Origin of the sequence: Cryobacterium sp. CAN_C2, from assembly GCF_015751745.1 — a bacterium.
GTDB lineage: Bacteria > Actinomycetota > Actinomycetes > Actinomycetales > Microbacteriaceae > Cryobacterium.
Map to the genome: position 1 here is coordinate 1 of NZ_JADOUX010000009.1, position 14675 is coordinate 14675.

Below are 14675 nucleotides of genomic sequence, written 5' to 3' on the forward strand. Positions count from 1 at the left end.
GTGGGGGAGAGAAAAGACTCCTCGCGCACCCCGGTACAGGGGCACAGCCCCGGTTACCCGTGCTGTGGGGGAGAGAAAAGACTCCTCGCGCACCCGCCAGAGCCCGGTTACCCTTGCTACGTTTCCGTCCTGGGGGAATTGGCCAAGGTGGCGCCACGCGAGGAGCCGACGACCAGTTTAGGGTACGACGCTGGGCTGCACCAACCGGGGCGGTCTGAGCGGGTGGCGGCCGCATCCGCTGGAAACAGGTAAGATTCACTGGTGCCGTTGCTTTATCGAACGGCGGCCAGGAGAATTCGCCTAGTGGCCTATGGCGCACGCTTGGAAAGCGTGTTGGGTGAAAGCCCTCGGGGGTTCGAATCCCCCATTCTCCGCCAGAACAATTCGTGCAGCGGATCAGGTGACGCGCGCACTCAAGGGCAGGATCCGACCCCCCATTCTCCGCCAGAACAATTCGTGCAGCGGATCAGGTGACGCGCGCACTCAAGGGCAGGATCCGACCCCCCATTCTCCGCCAGAACAATTCCTGCAACGGATCAGGTGACGCGCGCGATCATTGGCAGGATCCGAATCCCTAATACCCGGCGCGCTCCGCGATTCCGCGGATGAAGGCGGCCTGGCCGGCGTGTTGGAGGTCGTCGCTGATAACACTGACCAGCCGCACGCCGCGCGTGACCGGCGAAGTCCACCGGCGGTCGATGACCTCGTCGAGATCGCCGTCGGTCAGAGTCTCGAGGTAGGCGATCGTGTCGGCGTGCACGTCGTCGTAGTACCCTCCGAGCTGCTCGGCGTCCACGCGCACGGCCGCTATATCAGCGGTTGACTGCCCATAACCGGTGGCTGATGCCTCAAACGGAAGGCCGAACCGCTGTTCCCAGCCATTCCGCGTCCAGGTCTGCTCGTTGCCGGCGAGCTCGGCCACGTGGTCATCTTGCACGCGGGTGAGGTGCCAGACGAGCCAGGCGATCGTGTTGGCGTCGGCATCCGCTCGAAAAGTGAGGGCGTCAGCGGATGTGCCGGTCAAAAACCCGTGCACGGCACCCTCGATGCACTCAAAGGCTTCGATGAGCAGGGCAATCGAGGTCATGAATCTCCTTGGTCTCCAAGTCGATGGTACCGGCTTGCGCCGACACTAGCGCAGGTGGGCGGTCACCTCGGTGGCTTTGACGGCGAGCCAGACCGTCGAGCCGAGTTGCAGGCCGAGTTCGGCGACGGATGCCGGGGTGAGCTCGGCAATGATCTCGGGCGAGCCGCTCGTGCGAACGCGCACCCCGCCGTTGCCCGGTTCGATTGCGGTCACTTCGGCGCTCCACACGTTGCGCGGGCTCGCGTGCCGAGGCTGCTCGGTCTGCACCACGACCGCGGACGGCCGAAAGACGGCGGCGGCCGCGACGGTGAACGTGCCGCTTCCTTGCCGTGTTGTCGCGGCGGGCGCCTGCGCGAGCGCGCCGGCGTGCTCGGCGAGTACGGCGGCATCCGCTGGGCGAACCCGAAAAATGCGACCGTCGGGGGCTTCGACGGCGTCGCCGCAAACCGTGCCGACCACGAGGTTCACCCCGGCGAGCGCCGCGACGAATGGGTTGCGCGGCGCCTGCAGCACGGCAGTCGTCGTTCCCTGGTCGATAATGCGGCCCTGATGCAGCACCGCTACCCGGTTGGCCAGCACGACCGCGTCGACGACGTCGTGGGTGACGACGATCGCGCTGGTCTGGGTGGCTGCGAGCTGCTCACGAATGAGCTGGCGAATGTGCGGGGCGGTCTCGGCGTCGAGGGCCGCCAGGGGCTCGTCGAGCAGCAGCACGCGCGGACCGGCCGCGAGCGCCCGGGCCAGCGCCACCCGTTGCTTCTGGCCGCCCGACAGCTCGCCCGGTTTGCTGTCGCCGCGCCCGCCCAGCCCGACGCGGTCGAGCCAGTCATCGGCGACGCGTCGCGCCTGTGCCCGGTTGAGAGCGGATGATTCACCCACCTGCAGCGCGAACATCACGTTCGCACGGGCGTTGAGGTGGGGAAACAGCAGGGGATCCTGGCCGAGCAACCCGATGCCGCGTTTCTCCGGCGGAATGAACCGCTTCGGGCCGGTCAGGCCGGCGCCATCGAGGGTGACGGTTCCTGAGTCCGGAGCGAGCAGCCCGGCGAGCAGCTCGAGCACCGTCGACTTGCCCGAACCGTTCGGCCCGAGGAGGGCGAGCACATCGCCGGCCGCAAGGGTCAGTCCAAGATCGATTTCAAAGTCGCCGCGGGTGAGGGCGAGCCTGGCTTCGAGCAGGGGGCTCGCGGCCGTCTTCCGCGGGGCGGGGGTCATGACAGTCTCCGGTCGGGCATTGCCCAGGAGGCGACAGCGTGACGGCCGTGGTCCGCTGTCATGACAGCACCGCGGCACGCCGGGTGCCGATCAGTACGAGAATGATCACGGCCACCGCGATGAGCAGCAGTGAGAGTGCGACAGCCTGGTCGGTGGTGACGCCCGAACCGTTGAATGCGGTATAGATCGCGAGCGGCATGGTACGGGTGACGCCGGCCTGGTTGCCGGCGAACAGGGCGGTTGCACCGAACTCGCCGAGCGCTCGGGCGAAACTCAGCACGGTGCCGGCCAGGAGGCCGGGAAGCACGAGCGGCAGGGTGATGCGGGCGAACACCGTTGAACGGTGCGTGCCGAGCGTTGCGGCGACACGTTCATAGCGGGTGCCCATGGTGCGTAGTGCGCCCTCGACCGCGATCACGAGAAACGGCATGGCCACGAAGGTTTGCGCGATGACGACCGCTGCCGTCGTGAACGGCACCCGCAGCCCGACCAGTTCGAGGTATTCGCCGAGCACGCCGGTGCGGCCGAGCAACGAGAGCAGGGCGATTCCGCCGACGAGGGGCGGCAGCACGAGCGGCACCGTCACGAGTGCGCGCAGCAGGCCGGCCACGCGCGGAGTCGACCGGGCGATCACGACCGCGAGCGGAACGCCGAGCAACAGACAGAGGATTGTGGAGATGAAGGCGGTGACGAGCGACAGTCCGAGCGGCTCGAGCGCCTCCTTCGAGAGCAGGAGCGCGGGGAGGCCGGCCCAGTCCACGCGCAGCAGCAGGCCGGCGAGCGGCACGATGAGCAGGGCCAGTCCGATGCTCGCCGGAATGTACAGCAGCCGCGGGATCATGCGTGCCCGGCGATCACGTTGCCACCGAACCGTGAGTTTCGGCCCGGTTTACGCCATTTTTCGGGCCCAAACTCACGGTTCGATACCCGCCAAACAGTCATGGGGCGAGAAACCCGGCGGCGGCGAGAATGGACTGCCCCTTGGGCGAGAGCACGAGGTCGATGAAAGCCTGGGCGGCGGCGGCATGCGCGCTGTCGCTGACGATCGTGATCGGGTAGTGAGCGACGACATCCGCTGCCCCGGCGGGAGTCACGCCCTCGATGCGGTCGGGGTTCGCCGCGATGTCCGTCGCATAGACGAGGCCGGCATCCGCTATGCCTTCGGCGACCTTGGTGACGACGGCTGTGACGCTCTGTTCCTCGCTGGCCGGTGACAGGGTGACGCCGGCGTTGCCGAGCAGGGTAGCGGATGCCGTCCCACACGGTACCTGCGGCGCGCACAGCACGCTGATCACGTTGGGCCGGGCGAGGTCGGAGAGAGTGTTGATACCGAGCGGGTTGCCCGGCGCCACCGCAATGCGCAGCGTGTTCGAGGCGAACAGCATCGACGGGCCGACGAGGTTGTCGGCCGCGAGGGCGTCCATGTTCCTGGTGTCGGCGCTGGCGAAGACGTCGGCCGGGGCTCCCTCGCTGATCTGGGTGACCAGGGTTGATGAACCGTCGTAGTTCGTCTCGACGGTGATCGACGGGTTGTCCGTCGTCAGCTGCGCGGCGAGTGTGTCGAAGACGCCGGAGAGTGACGCTGCGGCGTAGATCGTGAGGGTTTGCGGAGCCTGTGCGGTCGGCGAGCTGGCCGGAGTGGGGGCGGCGCACCCGGCCAGCAGGGCGAGGCTCGCGGCCACCACCGCGGTTGGCGCGAACCGATGGTGCGCTGTGACGCCGTGGTGCCGCCTTCGTGGGCTGACTTGTGAGAAGCGATTCATGGCATCCGCCCGGGGGTTTCGACGATCACATTGGTGGCTTTGATGACGGCGACGCTGAGGGAGCCGATTTCGAGGCCGAGTTCACGCACGGCCTCGCTCGACATGAGTGAGACGACCCGGTGCGGGCCGCACTGCAGTTCAACCTGCGCCATCACGGTGTCCATGGTGATGGCGGTGACGAGGCCGACGAAGCGGTTCCGGGCGCTGCGGCCCACGCTCGACGGGTCGGCCGGAGCGCTCGCCTGTTCCACCGCGAAGGCGGCGAGCGCGGCTCCGTCGATGACCTGGCGACCGGATGCGTCGGCCACGGCGTCGAGGCGGCCCGCGTCCACCCAGCGTCGCACCGTGTCATCGCTGACCCCGAGCAGCTCTGCCGCCTCAATAATACGATATTGCGTCATAATCAGGAGAATAGCACCGCATCTGCGGTCTTGGCCCTGCGGCTCTGCGGTGCGCGCGGCCCGCGGCGCGGCCCGGCCGGCGCGGCCCGCGGCGTGGCTGAAGCCGGTGGGCCACGAATGAACACGGTCGGTGCGTTCCCGGTCAACCCCGGCGCAAAACTTCTGCACAGTGATGCCGTCCGACGCCGGCAGTGCGTAATCACGGGCCGCTTTCACCGCGCCCCCTCAAAGTGCAGGAGTCATGCGCCTCGCCCGACCGCAGCGGGCCGTTTCATTGGCGCCGATCGGGTGGCCACGAGGCCGCGCAACGCTTAGCGTTGAGTCATGGCTATTCCTCCCCTTGTTGAGCCCGTTGATCGGCTCAGTGCGTCCGAATCCGTGCGTACCGCTCGTCAACGTCGTCTCCCCCAGCTCAATGAACTCGGCCAGCGCCGCCTCGCCAACGCCCGGGTGCTCGTGCTCGGCGCCGGCGGACTTGGCTCCCCCGCCCTGCTCTACCTCGCGGCGGCCGGCGTCGGCACCATCGGCATCGTCGACGGTGACGACGTGGAACCGAGCAACCTGCAGCGCCAGATCGCTCACGGGCAAGCGGATGTCGGCCGCCCCAAGGTAGACAGCGCCGCCGAGCGAATCGCCGAGATCGCCCCGGAAACCACCGTCGTACGGCACGCCGAACGCCTCGTCGCGAACAACGCCGCCGAGATCATCGGCGGCTACGACGTGGTCATCGACGGCACCGATAATTTTCCGACCCGGTTCCTCGTCAACGACACCTGTGCGCGGCTCGGGCTGCCGCTGGTGTGGGCCTCCGTTTTGCGCTTCGACGCCCAGCTCTCGGTGTTTTGGGCCACCCCGCCAGTCGACTCGGGCGTCACCGGCGTGCACCTACGTGACCTGTTTCCGACGCCGCCGGCCGAGGGCGAAGTGCCCAACTGCGCCGACGCCGGTGTGCTCGGCGCGCTGTGCGGCCAGGTCGGGTCGCTCATGGCAACCGAAACCATCAAGCTCATCACCGGAATCGGCTCACCGCTAATCGGTCGTGTGCTCGTGATCGACGCCCTGTCGGGCCGGTTCAGCGAGATTCCCTTGCTGGGAACCGGCATTGCTGCCGCACCGACCACCACCGAAGTGGCCGCCGAAGCCGCACGAGTCGCCGCCGCCAGCACCGCCGAGGTCTCGAGCGCAGAACTCGTCGACCGCCTCGCCGCTCTGAGCACGGGCACCGACAGTTTTCTCGTCGTGGACGTGCGCGAGCCGAGCGAATATGCCGAAAGTTCGATTCCGACGGCCCGGCTGCTGCCCCTCGGCGAGCTCGTGACCGATGGCGTGCTCTCGGACAGTGGCCGCGCCGCGCTGCCCCAGGACACCCCACTGATCGTGCACTGCCACGCCGGCGGCCGCGCCGCCCGGGCCGCGAACGCCCTGCGCGAGGCCGGATTCACCGATGTCTCGGTGCTCACCGGCGGAATCGTCGCGTGGGATGACCTCGTCACAGCCGGGCGTGCTCCCGGATTCGGCAGCCGCTGGGCCACGCTCGAGCCCGCCCCGGCTGGGCGGGACGCGTCGGCGCGCGATGATGCCGGCAGCACCGGCCACTCCGACAGCCTGGTCTAGGCGGTGACCGACACCGAACGACCGGGCGCCGGAGTCCCCGCGCACGCTGCGGCTGCGGCTGCGGCTGCGGCTGCGGCTGCGGCTGCGGCTGCGGCTGCGGCTGCGGCTGCGGCTGCGTCGACGGCGCGACCCAATGTCGATGTGCGCGACGCTGCGCCAGGCGATCACGCGAACCACACACACGATGCGCACGATCATGCGCACGACCACCGTCACGGTCAATCGCATACCGATCGGGCGGATGCCTGCGCACCCGCCGCATCCGCTCGTACCGTTGCCGAGCAACTCGCGGTCGTACTCGGCAGTGTCGCTCCCCTGCCGCCCGTGCGCGTCGAGCTTGACGCGGCCCGCGGGCTGGTGCTGGCCGAGGATGTATTCACCGTGACCGACACGCCTCCCTTCGACAACTCCGCGATGGACGGCTACGCCGTTATCCGCTCCGATCTGCTCGGCGCATCCGCTCAGAATCCGATCACCCTGCCCGTCGTCGCCGACCTCGCCGCCGGCACCGCGGAGAACCCACACCTGTCGCCCGGGCACGTCGCGCGCATCATGACGGGCGCGCCGATTCCCGACGGAGCGGATGCCGTAGTGCCGATTGAGGACACCGACCAGGGCACCGAACTGGTCACCATCGTTCGGGCCCCCAACGCCGCGGCACACGTGCGCCGGGCCGGCGAAGATGCCCACGCCGGCGACCGGGTGCTGCGAGCGGGCAGCGTACTCTGGCCCACCCGGGTCGCCGCAGCGGCGAGCGCCGGAACCAGCTCGGTGCTCGTGCACCCCGCTCCGCGCGTGGCCGTCATCTCGACCGGAAGCGAACTCGTCACCCCGGGCAGCCCGACCCGCCGCGGTCAGATTCCCGACTCCAACTCCTTTCTGCTCTCGGCGGCCGTCGCCGAGGCCGGCGGCATACCCGTACGGATCGGTGCCGTGCCCGACGACGAAGACGTGCTGCGCGCCCTGTTGGCCGAGTTGGCCGGCACGATCGACGTGATCGTGCTCTCCGGCGGCGTCAGCGTAGGAGCCTACGACGTGGTCAAGGCCGTACTGAAACCACTCGGAACCGTGAACTTTGGACCGGTCAAGATGCAGCCCGGCAAGCCGCAGGGTTTCGGACGCTGGCCCGCCACCGCAAAAGCGCCCGGACCGCTCATCTTCGCCCTACCCGGCAACCCGGTCAGCGCCTACGTGTCGTTCGAGGTGTTCGTGCGTCCGGCCCTGCGGCGTCTGCTCGGTCACGGCATGGCTGAACGGGTCGACCCGTCGAACGAGGCGCACAACGAGCCCGCACTCACCACGGACCACCCGGGCCTCGACCACCCGGCCCTGCACCGCCGCACCGTCACGGCAACCGTCGTCGACGAATGGAATTCCCCGCCCGGCCGCGCCCAGTACATGCCCGTCATCGTCACGCACCGCACCGACGGTGCCGGCACCCACACCGAGGTGCGCCCGGCCTCCCGCGGCGGGTCGGGTTCGCACCTCGTTGCCGGCTTGGCGCAGGCGAACGGGCTCGCCATCGTGCCCGAAGACACGACTCACATTCGCGGCGGCGACCCCATTACTGTCATGCTGACATCATGACGCACAGCACCGACACGACCGGCGCGGCCGTGCCCGCCCAGTTGTTCACCCACCTCGACTCGGCCGGACAGGCCCGCATGGTTGACGTGACCAACAAGGTTCCGACCGTGCGCAGCGCCACCGCCGCCGGCTTCGTGCGCTGCGACACCCCGGTCATCGCGGCTCTCCGCGACGGCACTGCACCCAAGGGCGACGTGCTCGCGGTGGCGCGCATCGCTGGAATCCAGGGCGCCAAGAAGACCGCCGACCTGCTCCCGCTCGCCCACGTGATCGGCGTACACGGCGCGGTCGTCGACCTGGTCGTCGAGGATGACGGCGTCAGCATCACCGCGACCGTCCGCACCGCCGACCGCACCGGCGTCGAAATGGAGGCGTTCACCGCCGTCTCGGTAGCCGCCCTCGCCGTCGTTGACATGGTGAAGGGCCTCGATAAATCCGTCACGATCGAGAACGTACGCCTGCTCGCCAAGAGCGGCGGCAAGAGTGGCGACTGGCTGCGCGCCGAAAGTTGAGCGGATGCTTACCGTTGACCTCATCGTGCTCGCCGGCGGACGCGGCAGCCGCCTCGGCGGCGCGCTCAAGCCCGCGGTCGAGGTGGCCGGGCGTACCCTGCTCTCCCGGGTGCTCGACGCCCGCCCCGTCGCCCGGCACGCCGTCGTCGTCGGCCCGCCCGCCGCGCGGCCCGCCGCCGGTGACCGACCGAGCGACCGACCGAGCGATGCGCTGATCTGGGCGCTCGAGGACCCCCCGTTCGGCGGCCCGGTGGCGGGCATCGCGGCCGGTCTGGCCGCGCTCGATTCACACCTCGCGGCCCACTGCGCGGAACAACCCGCCGGCTGGCTGATCGTTCTCGCCTGCGATCTGCCCTGGGGAGCGGATGCTGCGCGCTTGCTGGTCACTTCAGCATCCGCTCTGGAGAAAATTGGTCAGCCGAATGATGGCGTGCACCTCAATGACTACACCGGGCACGCCCAGTGGCTTGCCGGCATCTACCGCGCCGCCGCCCTGCGCGCAGCGGTGGACCGGCTCGGCGATCGCGTCAACGGGGCCAGCATGCGCGAGCTGCTGGAGGGACTCAACCTTGTGGGGGTGCTGGACGAGGGTGGCGCCGGTATCGACGTGGACACGTGGCAGGATGTTGAGAGCAGTACCGCTCGTCTGACCGGTGCGCCCAACCATCCAGCCCGACCCGAGGAGTGACCCCGAATGAGCTCTGCACCACTACCTCCCGAAGCGCTCGACGACTGGCTCACCGCCCTCGCCGACCTGCTCCAGCTCGACCCGGCCGAGGTGCCGGTGGGGGACCTGCTCGATCTGGCCCGCGACGTCGCGCACAATGTGGCACGGCCGGCCGCACCCCTCAGCACCTTTCTGATCGGCCTTGCCGCCGCGAAGAACGGCGGAACCAGCGCCGACATTGAAGCCGCCTGCGCCGCCGCGAGCGAACTCGCCCGCGACTGGGCGCCCGGGACACCCTGATGGCGACCCTGCGATTCTTCGCCGGCGCCGCCGAAGCCGCCCAGGCCGACACGGTCACGCTCGACGCGGGCACGATCGGCGAGCTGCGCGCGCAGCTCGCCGAGCGCTACGGGAGCGAATTCGTGCGCGTGCTCGGGCTGTGTTCCCTGCTCGTGAACGGCGCACGCGCCACGGATGACTCGGTCACTCTCGCACCCACCGACGCGGTCGATGTTCTCCCGCCCTTCGCCGGCGGCTGAGGACCTGGGTAGCCGCTACAAACCGACCCAGGAATGCGTTCCGTCGACCTCATATTGCTTCTTCCAGATCGGAACCTCGGCCTTCACCGCCTCGACGAGACCCTCGCAAGCCGCAAAAGCGTCGCCTCGGTGCGCGCTCGCGACCACCGCGACGAGGGCGAGGTCGCCGACCTCGAGATGTCCGATGCGATGGCTGACCGCCAGGACCACAAGCGGATGCTCCGCCCGCACCCGGTCCGCGATCTCACCTACAATGCGCCCCGCGTCGGGGTGTGCACTGTAGTCGAGGCCGGTGACGCGGCCGGCAGCATCCGGATCGTGGTCGCGCACCTGCCCGATGAACGTGACGACGGCGCCGTGCGTCGCGCCGGACACCGCGCTGACGTGTTCGCCGACATCGAGCAGCGACTCGGTCACCCGGGCGAATCCGAGCGAAACGGCACCCGTGCCCATCAGTGGTCGCCGCCGTCGAGCTGGTCGATGATATGCCGCACGAGCGGCGCGAGAATGGCCACACCGTCGCGCACCGCGCCGGCCGAACCGGGCAGATTCACGACCAGGGCACCGTTATTGCCGACCGAATCGGCGATGCCGGCAATGCCGCGGGACAGCACCGCGGTGGGGATCGTCGCGACGCTGACCGCGCGCATCCGCTCGGAAATGCCCGGCAGAATCGTGTGCAGCAGGGTGGCCGTGCCTTCGGGCGTGAGGTCGCGCGCCGACACTCCGGTGCCGCCGGTCGTCACGACGAGGCGGGCGCCGTCGCCGAGCGCGGCCGAAATCGCCCCGGCCACACTCTCGATGCCGTCAGGCACCACCCGCGGCGGCCCGCACGGAATGCCGACCTCTTCCAGCGCATCGACGGTGGCCGGGCCCGACCGGTCCTCGCGTTCGCCGCGCGAACAGCGATCAGACACGGTGATCACGACGGCCCCGAGTTCGGCCCCAAGCTTGAGCTGAGTTTTCACTGTTCCACAGTACCGCGACCCGCACCGAGCAGCCCGATCTCCGCTTTGGCCGGAATCATTTGTCACGGCGTTTGCGAACTTCACCCCGAACGGCAAGCGAACAGGCTGGTCACGAACCGGGCCGCTCTGCGACCGGTTCGGCGGCGCCATCTTCACGTTCATCGGCGGCGCGATCGGCTGGACCGCCGCGATCGGCTGGACCGCCGCGATCGCCGCCTTTGGAACGTTCATCGTGGGTATGGCCCTCATCGCCATGAGCCCGACCGCCTTCTTCATCGGCTGCTCGGTGTTCCGCGTGCTCTGCACCGGCCTCGCCTGGTTTCACTGCGCGCGTCCCGGCGCAGCCAACCCGAGCTGACGCTCCCTGCTCCCACCCGAGGCCCCCTCTGCTCAGCGGGGTGCCTCGGGTCTTTTCCTGCTCGCGGGGCCATACTGCAAGAAGGAGGTCATCGATCAGAGCACACGACACAATCGAACCGATCGCCGGTGACCCCGCCTGGTGGCTCGAAGGGGTCTGCCCCGAATGCGGCGCGTACGTCTCCGGCGATCATGGGCAGCGAGGCCGTGCCGTGGCGGTGCCATCGCCGGCTGATTACGGATGCGCTGATCATTGCGCGGGTGGAGGTACTCGACATCATGTCGGCCTCGTCGACCCGGCGCGCCGAAATGAACGCGTTCGCGCGGGTTCACGACGGCAGGATCACCTATCCCGACGAAAGAGTGGAGAATAGCGATGGAGGTCATAGCGGAATGTTCCGCAACCGCAGCGTCGACCTGGCCACGATCCAGACCACCGGCATGAACGAGCCCTAATGGATGCGTTCGACACAATAAGACAGTCCGTTATCAACGACGAGAACAGTGCCCGTATGCGACAGCGCGGGTGGCAGCCGGTTTACGTTGCGTCTGCACGCGCCCGGATCGCGGTGATTGGGCAGGCGCCCGGGCGCAAGGCGCAGACGAGCGGTGTGCCGTGGGACGACGCCAGCGGGAAGAATCTGATCGACTGGCTGGGTGTCACTGAAGAGCAGTTCCGAAATCCGGATCTGTTCGCCGTACTCCCCATGGATTTCTACTACCCCGGGACGGGCACCAGCGGCGACCTACCACCTCGGAAAGGGTTCGCTGATCGATGGCATCCGCGGCTGCTGGCGCTGATGCCCGATATTCGGCTAACCCTGTTGATCGGTCGGTACGCGCAGATTCACTACCTGCCGTCAGCGCGGCACGACACGCTGACAGCCACGGTACGAAACCATCGTCGTTTCGTCCCGGAGCAGTTTCCGCTTGTGCACCCGTCACCGCTGAACTTCCGATGGCATGCTCAGAATCCGTGGTTCATCGCCGACGTGCTTCCAGAACTGCGCACGCACGTTCACGCCGCTCTCGACGGTGGCACTGCAGATCGGCCCGTGCCCGGTGCGGGGTAGGTGTCGTGTGCAGCGTCACACTCGGTCGTCGTCAGACAGCGGAGACGATGGGCGAACGCAGAGTCCCACGTTGTCGTGCTGCGGCGGAGTGCGAGGTGACGTTCAATATTGTTCACCTCGTGGACGGCACACTCGTCGACACGCTCGCCGCCGCCTCAATCGACCTGCGCCCCTCGCCCAATCGGGCAAACCCTCGTACAGTCAGAGCACGCTTTCGAGGGAGGAGCACAGATGGCAGACCAACAGACTTTCGTGATCGTGGGGGCGTCCCTCGCCGGCGCGAGTGCTGCGCGCACCCTGCGCGATGACGGCTTCGACGGGGATATTCACCTGGTCGGCGCCGAAGAACACCTTCCCTACATTCGCCCGCCGCTGTCCAAGGATTATCTCGCGGGCACCGCCGACCGGGCCTCCGTCTTCGTTGAAAACAAGAGCTGGTACACCGACCGCGACGTGCAGTTTCACCCCGGCACCCGCGCGGTCGGCCTCGACCTCAAGGCGCACCGAATCAGCACCGACGATGGCCAGTCGCGCCGCTACGACCGGCTGCTGCTGACGACCGGCTCACGACCTCGCCGCCTGACCGTGCCGGGCGGGGACCTCGGCGGGGTGCACTACCTGCGCACCCTCGACCATTCCGAGGTGCTGCATACCCTGCTGGCCGATGGCGGCAAACGGCTCGTGGTCGTTGGGTCCGGGTGGATCGGCATGGAAGTGGCCGCGACGGCACGAACCCTCGGCAACGAGGTGACCATCCTTGAGCGCGGCGAGGTGCCGCTCGCGGCGGCGCTCGGTGAGGAACTCGGGGGCCTGTTCGCGACCCTGCACGAGGAGCACGGGGTGGTCGTGCGCCGCTCCGTGGTGGTGGAGGGCTTCGTCGAAACCGACGGCCAGGTGACCGGGGTGCTGCTGGCCGGCGGTGACATCGTGCCCGCCGACCTCGTCGTGGTGGGGGTCGGCGCGGTTCCGAACGTGGAACTCGCCCACGCGGCCGGGCTCGCGGTCGACAATGGAATCCTCGTCGATGCGAGCCTGCAAACGAGCGACCCGCATGTCTTTGCGGCCGGCGATGTGGCCAACGCCGAGCATCCGCTGATCAAGCAGCGCCTGCGCAACGAGCACTGGGCGAACGCCCTGAACAGCGGCCCGGTGGCGGCACGGTCGATGCTCGGCCAGAACGTGTCCTTCGACGCCGTCCCGTACTTCTACACCGACCAGTTCGACCTCGGTATGGAGTATTCCGGCTTCGGCTCGCTCACCCGCGGCGCCGATCTGGTCTACCGCGGCAACCCGGCCAGCCGGGAATTCGTCGTGTTCTGGCTGAATGCCGGCCGGGTCGTCGCGGGCATGAACGTGAACGTCTGGAACGTCAACGACGCCGTGCAGAATCTGATTCGCCGCGGCGAACCGGTCGATCCGGCGCGGCTCGCCGATCTGACGATCGCCCTCGACAACGTCTAGCTAGGCCCGAGTATCGGCCAGCTCGCTCGGCGTCGCTTCGTTGGAATCGTTGGAATCGTCCGCAAACGGCTGCGCGGTCCGCGGAGCGTTGTACAGCGTCTCGTCGAGGATGCCCTGTCGCTTGGCCACGATCGTCGGCACGAGGGCCTGGCCCGCCACGTTCACGGCGGTGCGGCCCATGTCGATGAGCGGGTCGATGGCCAGCAGCAGGCCGACCCCCGCCAGCGGCAGTCCCAGCGTGGACAGGGTCAGCGTCAGCATTACTACGGCACCCGTGGTACCGGCAGTGGCTGCGGAACCCAGCACGGACACCAGGACGATCAGCAGGTACTGGGTGACATCAAGCTGAATGCCGAAGAACTGTGCCACGAATATGGCGGCGACGGCCGGATAGATGGCCGCGCAGCCATCCATCTTGGTCGTCGCGCCGAGGGGAACGGCGAAGGATGCATACCCGCGCGGTACACCCAAGCTGCGCTCGGTGACGCGCTGCGTCAGTGGAAGGGTACCGATGGATGAGCGCGACACGAAACCCAGTTGAACGGCTGGCCAGACACCGGAGTAATACTGCTTGACGGAGAGTCCGTGAGACTTGATCAGCACCGGGTAGACCACGAACAGCACCAGGACCAGGCCAATGTAGATGGTCAGGGCGAACTTGCCCAACGACCCCATGGTGTCCCAGCCGTAGACCGCGACCGCGTTACCGATCAGGCCGATCGTGCCCAGCGGTGCGATGCGAATAATCCACCACAGCACCTTTTGAATGACCGCAAGGGCCGAGGCATTCAGGTTGAGGAAAGGTTCGGCCGCCTTGCCCACCTTCAAGGCAGCAATGCCCACGACGATGGCGATGACCAGAATCTGCAACACGTTGAAGCTGACGCTCGTGCTCGTGACACCGTCGACGACGGCGGTGTCGGCTCCGAGGCCGAGGAAGTTCTTCGGGAAGAGCCCGGTCAAGAAGGCCCACCAGTCGCCGGTCTTGCCAGTGTATTCGGTATTCTCGCTGATGCCGGTTCCTGCTCCCGGGCGCACCAGCACACCCAGACCGATGCCGATCACGACGGCGATCAACGCGGTGATGGCGAACCAGAGCAGTGTGTTCCAGGCCAGCTTCGCCGCGTTGGACACCGCGCGCAGGTTGGCGATGGAGCTGACCACGGCCGTGAAGATGAGCGGCACAACAGCGGCCTGAAGCAGCGAGACGTAGCTCGACCCGATAATTTTCAGTGTGGCACCGAGACCATTGGGGTTCGCCTCGGTACTACCGGTGTATTTGGCCAGCAGCCCGAGCCCGAGACCAATGATGAGCGCGGCGATGATCTGAACGCCGAAGGAACCTGCCCATTTGGGCAGCCGGCTTCCTCTGGTGCTGACGGGAATTACTGAAGTCACTGATTCGACACTTTCTGTTGTCATTCGTGAAAC

At 67.9% G+C, this 14675-nt stretch carries 18 protein-coding genes, 1 tRNA gene and 1 other RNA gene; 11 read left to right on the plus strand and 9 right to left on the minus strand.

Going from position 1 to position 14675, the window contains the following annotated elements; all coding sequences use genetic code 11:
- Nucleotides 1-73: 73 nt before the first annotated feature.
- Nucleotides 74-170: signal recognition particle sRNA small type (ffs, locus tag IWX77_RS08765), an RNA gene on the minus strand.
- A gap of 119 nt (nucleotides 171-289) precedes the next feature.
- Between ffs and IWX77_RS08770 the strand changes: the two genes are divergently transcribed.
- A tRNA-Ser gene (locus IWX77_RS08770) sits at nucleotides 290-377 on the plus strand.
- Nucleotides 378-574: 197 nt separating this feature from the next.
- Here the strand turns inward: IWX77_RS08770 and IWX77_RS08775 are convergent.
- From IWX77_RS08775 to IWX77_RS08795, 5 genes are all read right to left on the minus strand, one after another.
- The gene (locus tag IWX77_RS08775; protein WP_196844138.1) at nucleotides 575-1087 is read right to left on the minus strand and encodes a mycothiol transferase; all 513 of its coding nucleotides are present in this window, start codon (nucleotides 1085-1087) and stop codon (nucleotides 575-577) included.
- A 45-nt stretch (nucleotides 1088-1132) separates the two neighbouring features.
- Nucleotides 1133-2302 carry an ABC transporter ATP-binding protein gene (locus IWX77_RS08780; protein WP_196844139.1) on the minus strand — a complete coding sequence of 390 codons (1170 nt, stop codon included), beginning with the start codon at nucleotides 2300-2302 and terminating at the stop codon, nucleotides 1133-1135.
- A 58-nt stretch (nucleotides 2303-2360) separates the two neighbouring features.
- Nucleotides 2361-3143, minus strand: coding sequence for an ABC transporter permease (locus tag IWX77_RS08785; protein WP_196844140.1), 783 nt, complete (start codon nucleotides 3141-3143; stop codon nucleotides 2361-2363).
- A gap of 97 nt (nucleotides 3144-3240) precedes the next feature.
- The gene (gene modA / locus IWX77_RS08790; RefSeq protein WP_196844141.1) at nucleotides 3241-4065 is read right to left on the minus strand and encodes a molybdate ABC transporter substrate-binding protein; all 825 of its coding nucleotides are present in this window, start codon (nucleotides 4063-4065) and stop codon (nucleotides 3241-3243) included.
- Nucleotides 4062-4682 (minus strand): TOBE domain-containing protein, encoded by a 621-nt coding sequence (locus IWX77_RS08795; RefSeq protein WP_327012148.1) that lies wholly within the window; start codon nucleotides 4680-4682, stop codon nucleotides 4062-4064. Before IWX77_RS08795 ends, modA begins: the two co-directional genes overlap by 4 nt.
- Before the next feature lie 108 nt (nucleotides 4683-4790).
- Between IWX77_RS08795 and IWX77_RS08800 the strand changes: the two genes are divergently transcribed.
- From IWX77_RS08800 to IWX77_RS08825, 6 genes are read left to right on the plus strand one after another with little or no spacing between them, the layout of a single operon-like run.
- A complete protein-coding gene (locus IWX77_RS08800; protein ID WP_196844143.1) occupies nucleotides 4791-6080 on the plus strand; it encodes a ThiF family adenylyltransferase in 1290 nt (429 codons plus the stop codon).
- Nucleotides 6081-6083: 3 nt separating this feature from the next.
- The gene (locus tag IWX77_RS08805; protein ID WP_327012149.1) at nucleotides 6084-7667 is read left to right on the plus strand and encodes a molybdopterin molybdotransferase MoeA; all 1584 of its coding nucleotides are present in this window, start codon (nucleotides 6084-6086) and stop codon (nucleotides 7665-7667) included.
- Nucleotides 7664-8179 carry a cyclic pyranopterin monophosphate synthase MoaC gene (moaC, locus tag IWX77_RS08810; RefSeq protein WP_196844144.1) on the plus strand — a complete coding sequence of 172 codons (516 nt, stop codon included), beginning with the start codon at nucleotides 7664-7666 and terminating at the stop codon, nucleotides 8177-8179. The genes IWX77_RS08805 and moaC overlap by 4 nt, the downstream gene beginning before the upstream one ends.
- 4 nt (nucleotides 8180-8183) lie before the next feature.
- On the plus strand, nucleotides 8184-8867 hold the full coding sequence (mobA, locus tag IWX77_RS08815) for a molybdenum cofactor guanylyltransferase (protein ID WP_196844145.1): 684 nt from the start codon (nucleotides 8184-8186) through the stop codon (nucleotides 8865-8867).
- 6 nt (nucleotides 8868-8873) lie between these two features.
- On the plus strand, nucleotides 8874-9146 hold the full coding sequence (locus IWX77_RS08820) for a DUF6457 domain-containing protein (RefSeq protein WP_196844146.1): 273 nt from the start codon (nucleotides 8874-8876) through the stop codon (nucleotides 9144-9146).
- Nucleotides 9146-9385, plus strand: coding sequence for a MoaD/ThiS family protein (locus IWX77_RS08825; protein WP_196844147.1), 240 nt, complete (start codon nucleotides 9146-9148; stop codon nucleotides 9383-9385). The genes IWX77_RS08820 and IWX77_RS08825 overlap by 1 nt, the downstream gene beginning before the upstream one ends.
- 15 nt (nucleotides 9386-9400) lie before the next feature.
- Here the strand turns inward: IWX77_RS08825 and IWX77_RS08830 are convergent, their stop codons facing one another.
- Entirely contained in the window at nucleotides 9401-9838 is a 438-nt protein-coding gene (locus IWX77_RS08830) for a molybdenum cofactor biosynthesis protein MoaE (RefSeq protein ID WP_196844148.1), read from the minus strand.
- On the minus strand, nucleotides 9838-10353 hold the full coding sequence (locus IWX77_RS08835) for a MogA/MoaB family molybdenum cofactor biosynthesis protein (RefSeq protein ID WP_297414548.1): 516 nt from the start codon (nucleotides 10351-10353) through the stop codon (nucleotides 9838-9840). The genes IWX77_RS08830 and IWX77_RS08835 overlap by 1 nt, the downstream gene beginning before the upstream one ends.
- 232 nt (nucleotides 10354-10585) lie before the next feature.
- On the opposite strand from IWX77_RS08835, the gene IWX77_RS17125 reads away from it, so the two are divergent.
- The 4 genes from IWX77_RS17125 (at nucleotide 10586) to IWX77_RS08850 (ending at nucleotide 13244) form a co-directional block, all read left to right on the plus strand.
- On the plus strand, nucleotides 10586-10711 hold the full coding sequence (locus tag IWX77_RS17125; RefSeq protein ID WP_334353656.1) for a hypothetical protein: 126 nt from the start codon (nucleotides 10586-10588) through the stop codon (nucleotides 10709-10711).
- Nucleotides 10712-10902: 191 nt separating this feature from the next.
- Nucleotides 10903-11166, plus strand: coding sequence for a hypothetical protein (locus tag IWX77_RS08840; RefSeq protein ID WP_196844149.1), 264 nt, complete (start codon nucleotides 10903-10905; stop codon nucleotides 11164-11166).
- Nucleotides 11166-11783: a uracil-DNA glycosylase family protein gene (locus IWX77_RS08845; protein WP_196844150.1), complete on the plus strand. Its 618-nt coding sequence runs from the start codon at nucleotides 11166-11168 to the stop codon at nucleotides 11781-11783. The genes IWX77_RS08840 and IWX77_RS08845 overlap by 1 nt, the downstream gene beginning before the upstream one ends.
- A 231-nt stretch (nucleotides 11784-12014) precedes the next feature.
- Nucleotides 12015-13244, plus strand: a complete 1230-nt coding sequence (locus IWX77_RS08850; protein ID WP_196844151.1) for an NAD(P)/FAD-dependent oxidoreductase — start codon at nucleotides 12015-12017, stop codon at nucleotides 13242-13244.
- On the opposite strand, the gene IWX77_RS08855 is transcribed toward IWX77_RS08850, so the two are convergent.
- Entirely contained in the window at nucleotides 13245-14666 is a 1422-nt protein-coding gene (locus tag IWX77_RS08855) for a dicarboxylate/amino acid:cation symporter (protein ID WP_196844152.1), read from the minus strand. It lies immediately after the preceding gene.
- Between the last annotated feature and the right edge of the window lie 9 nt (nucleotides 14667-14675).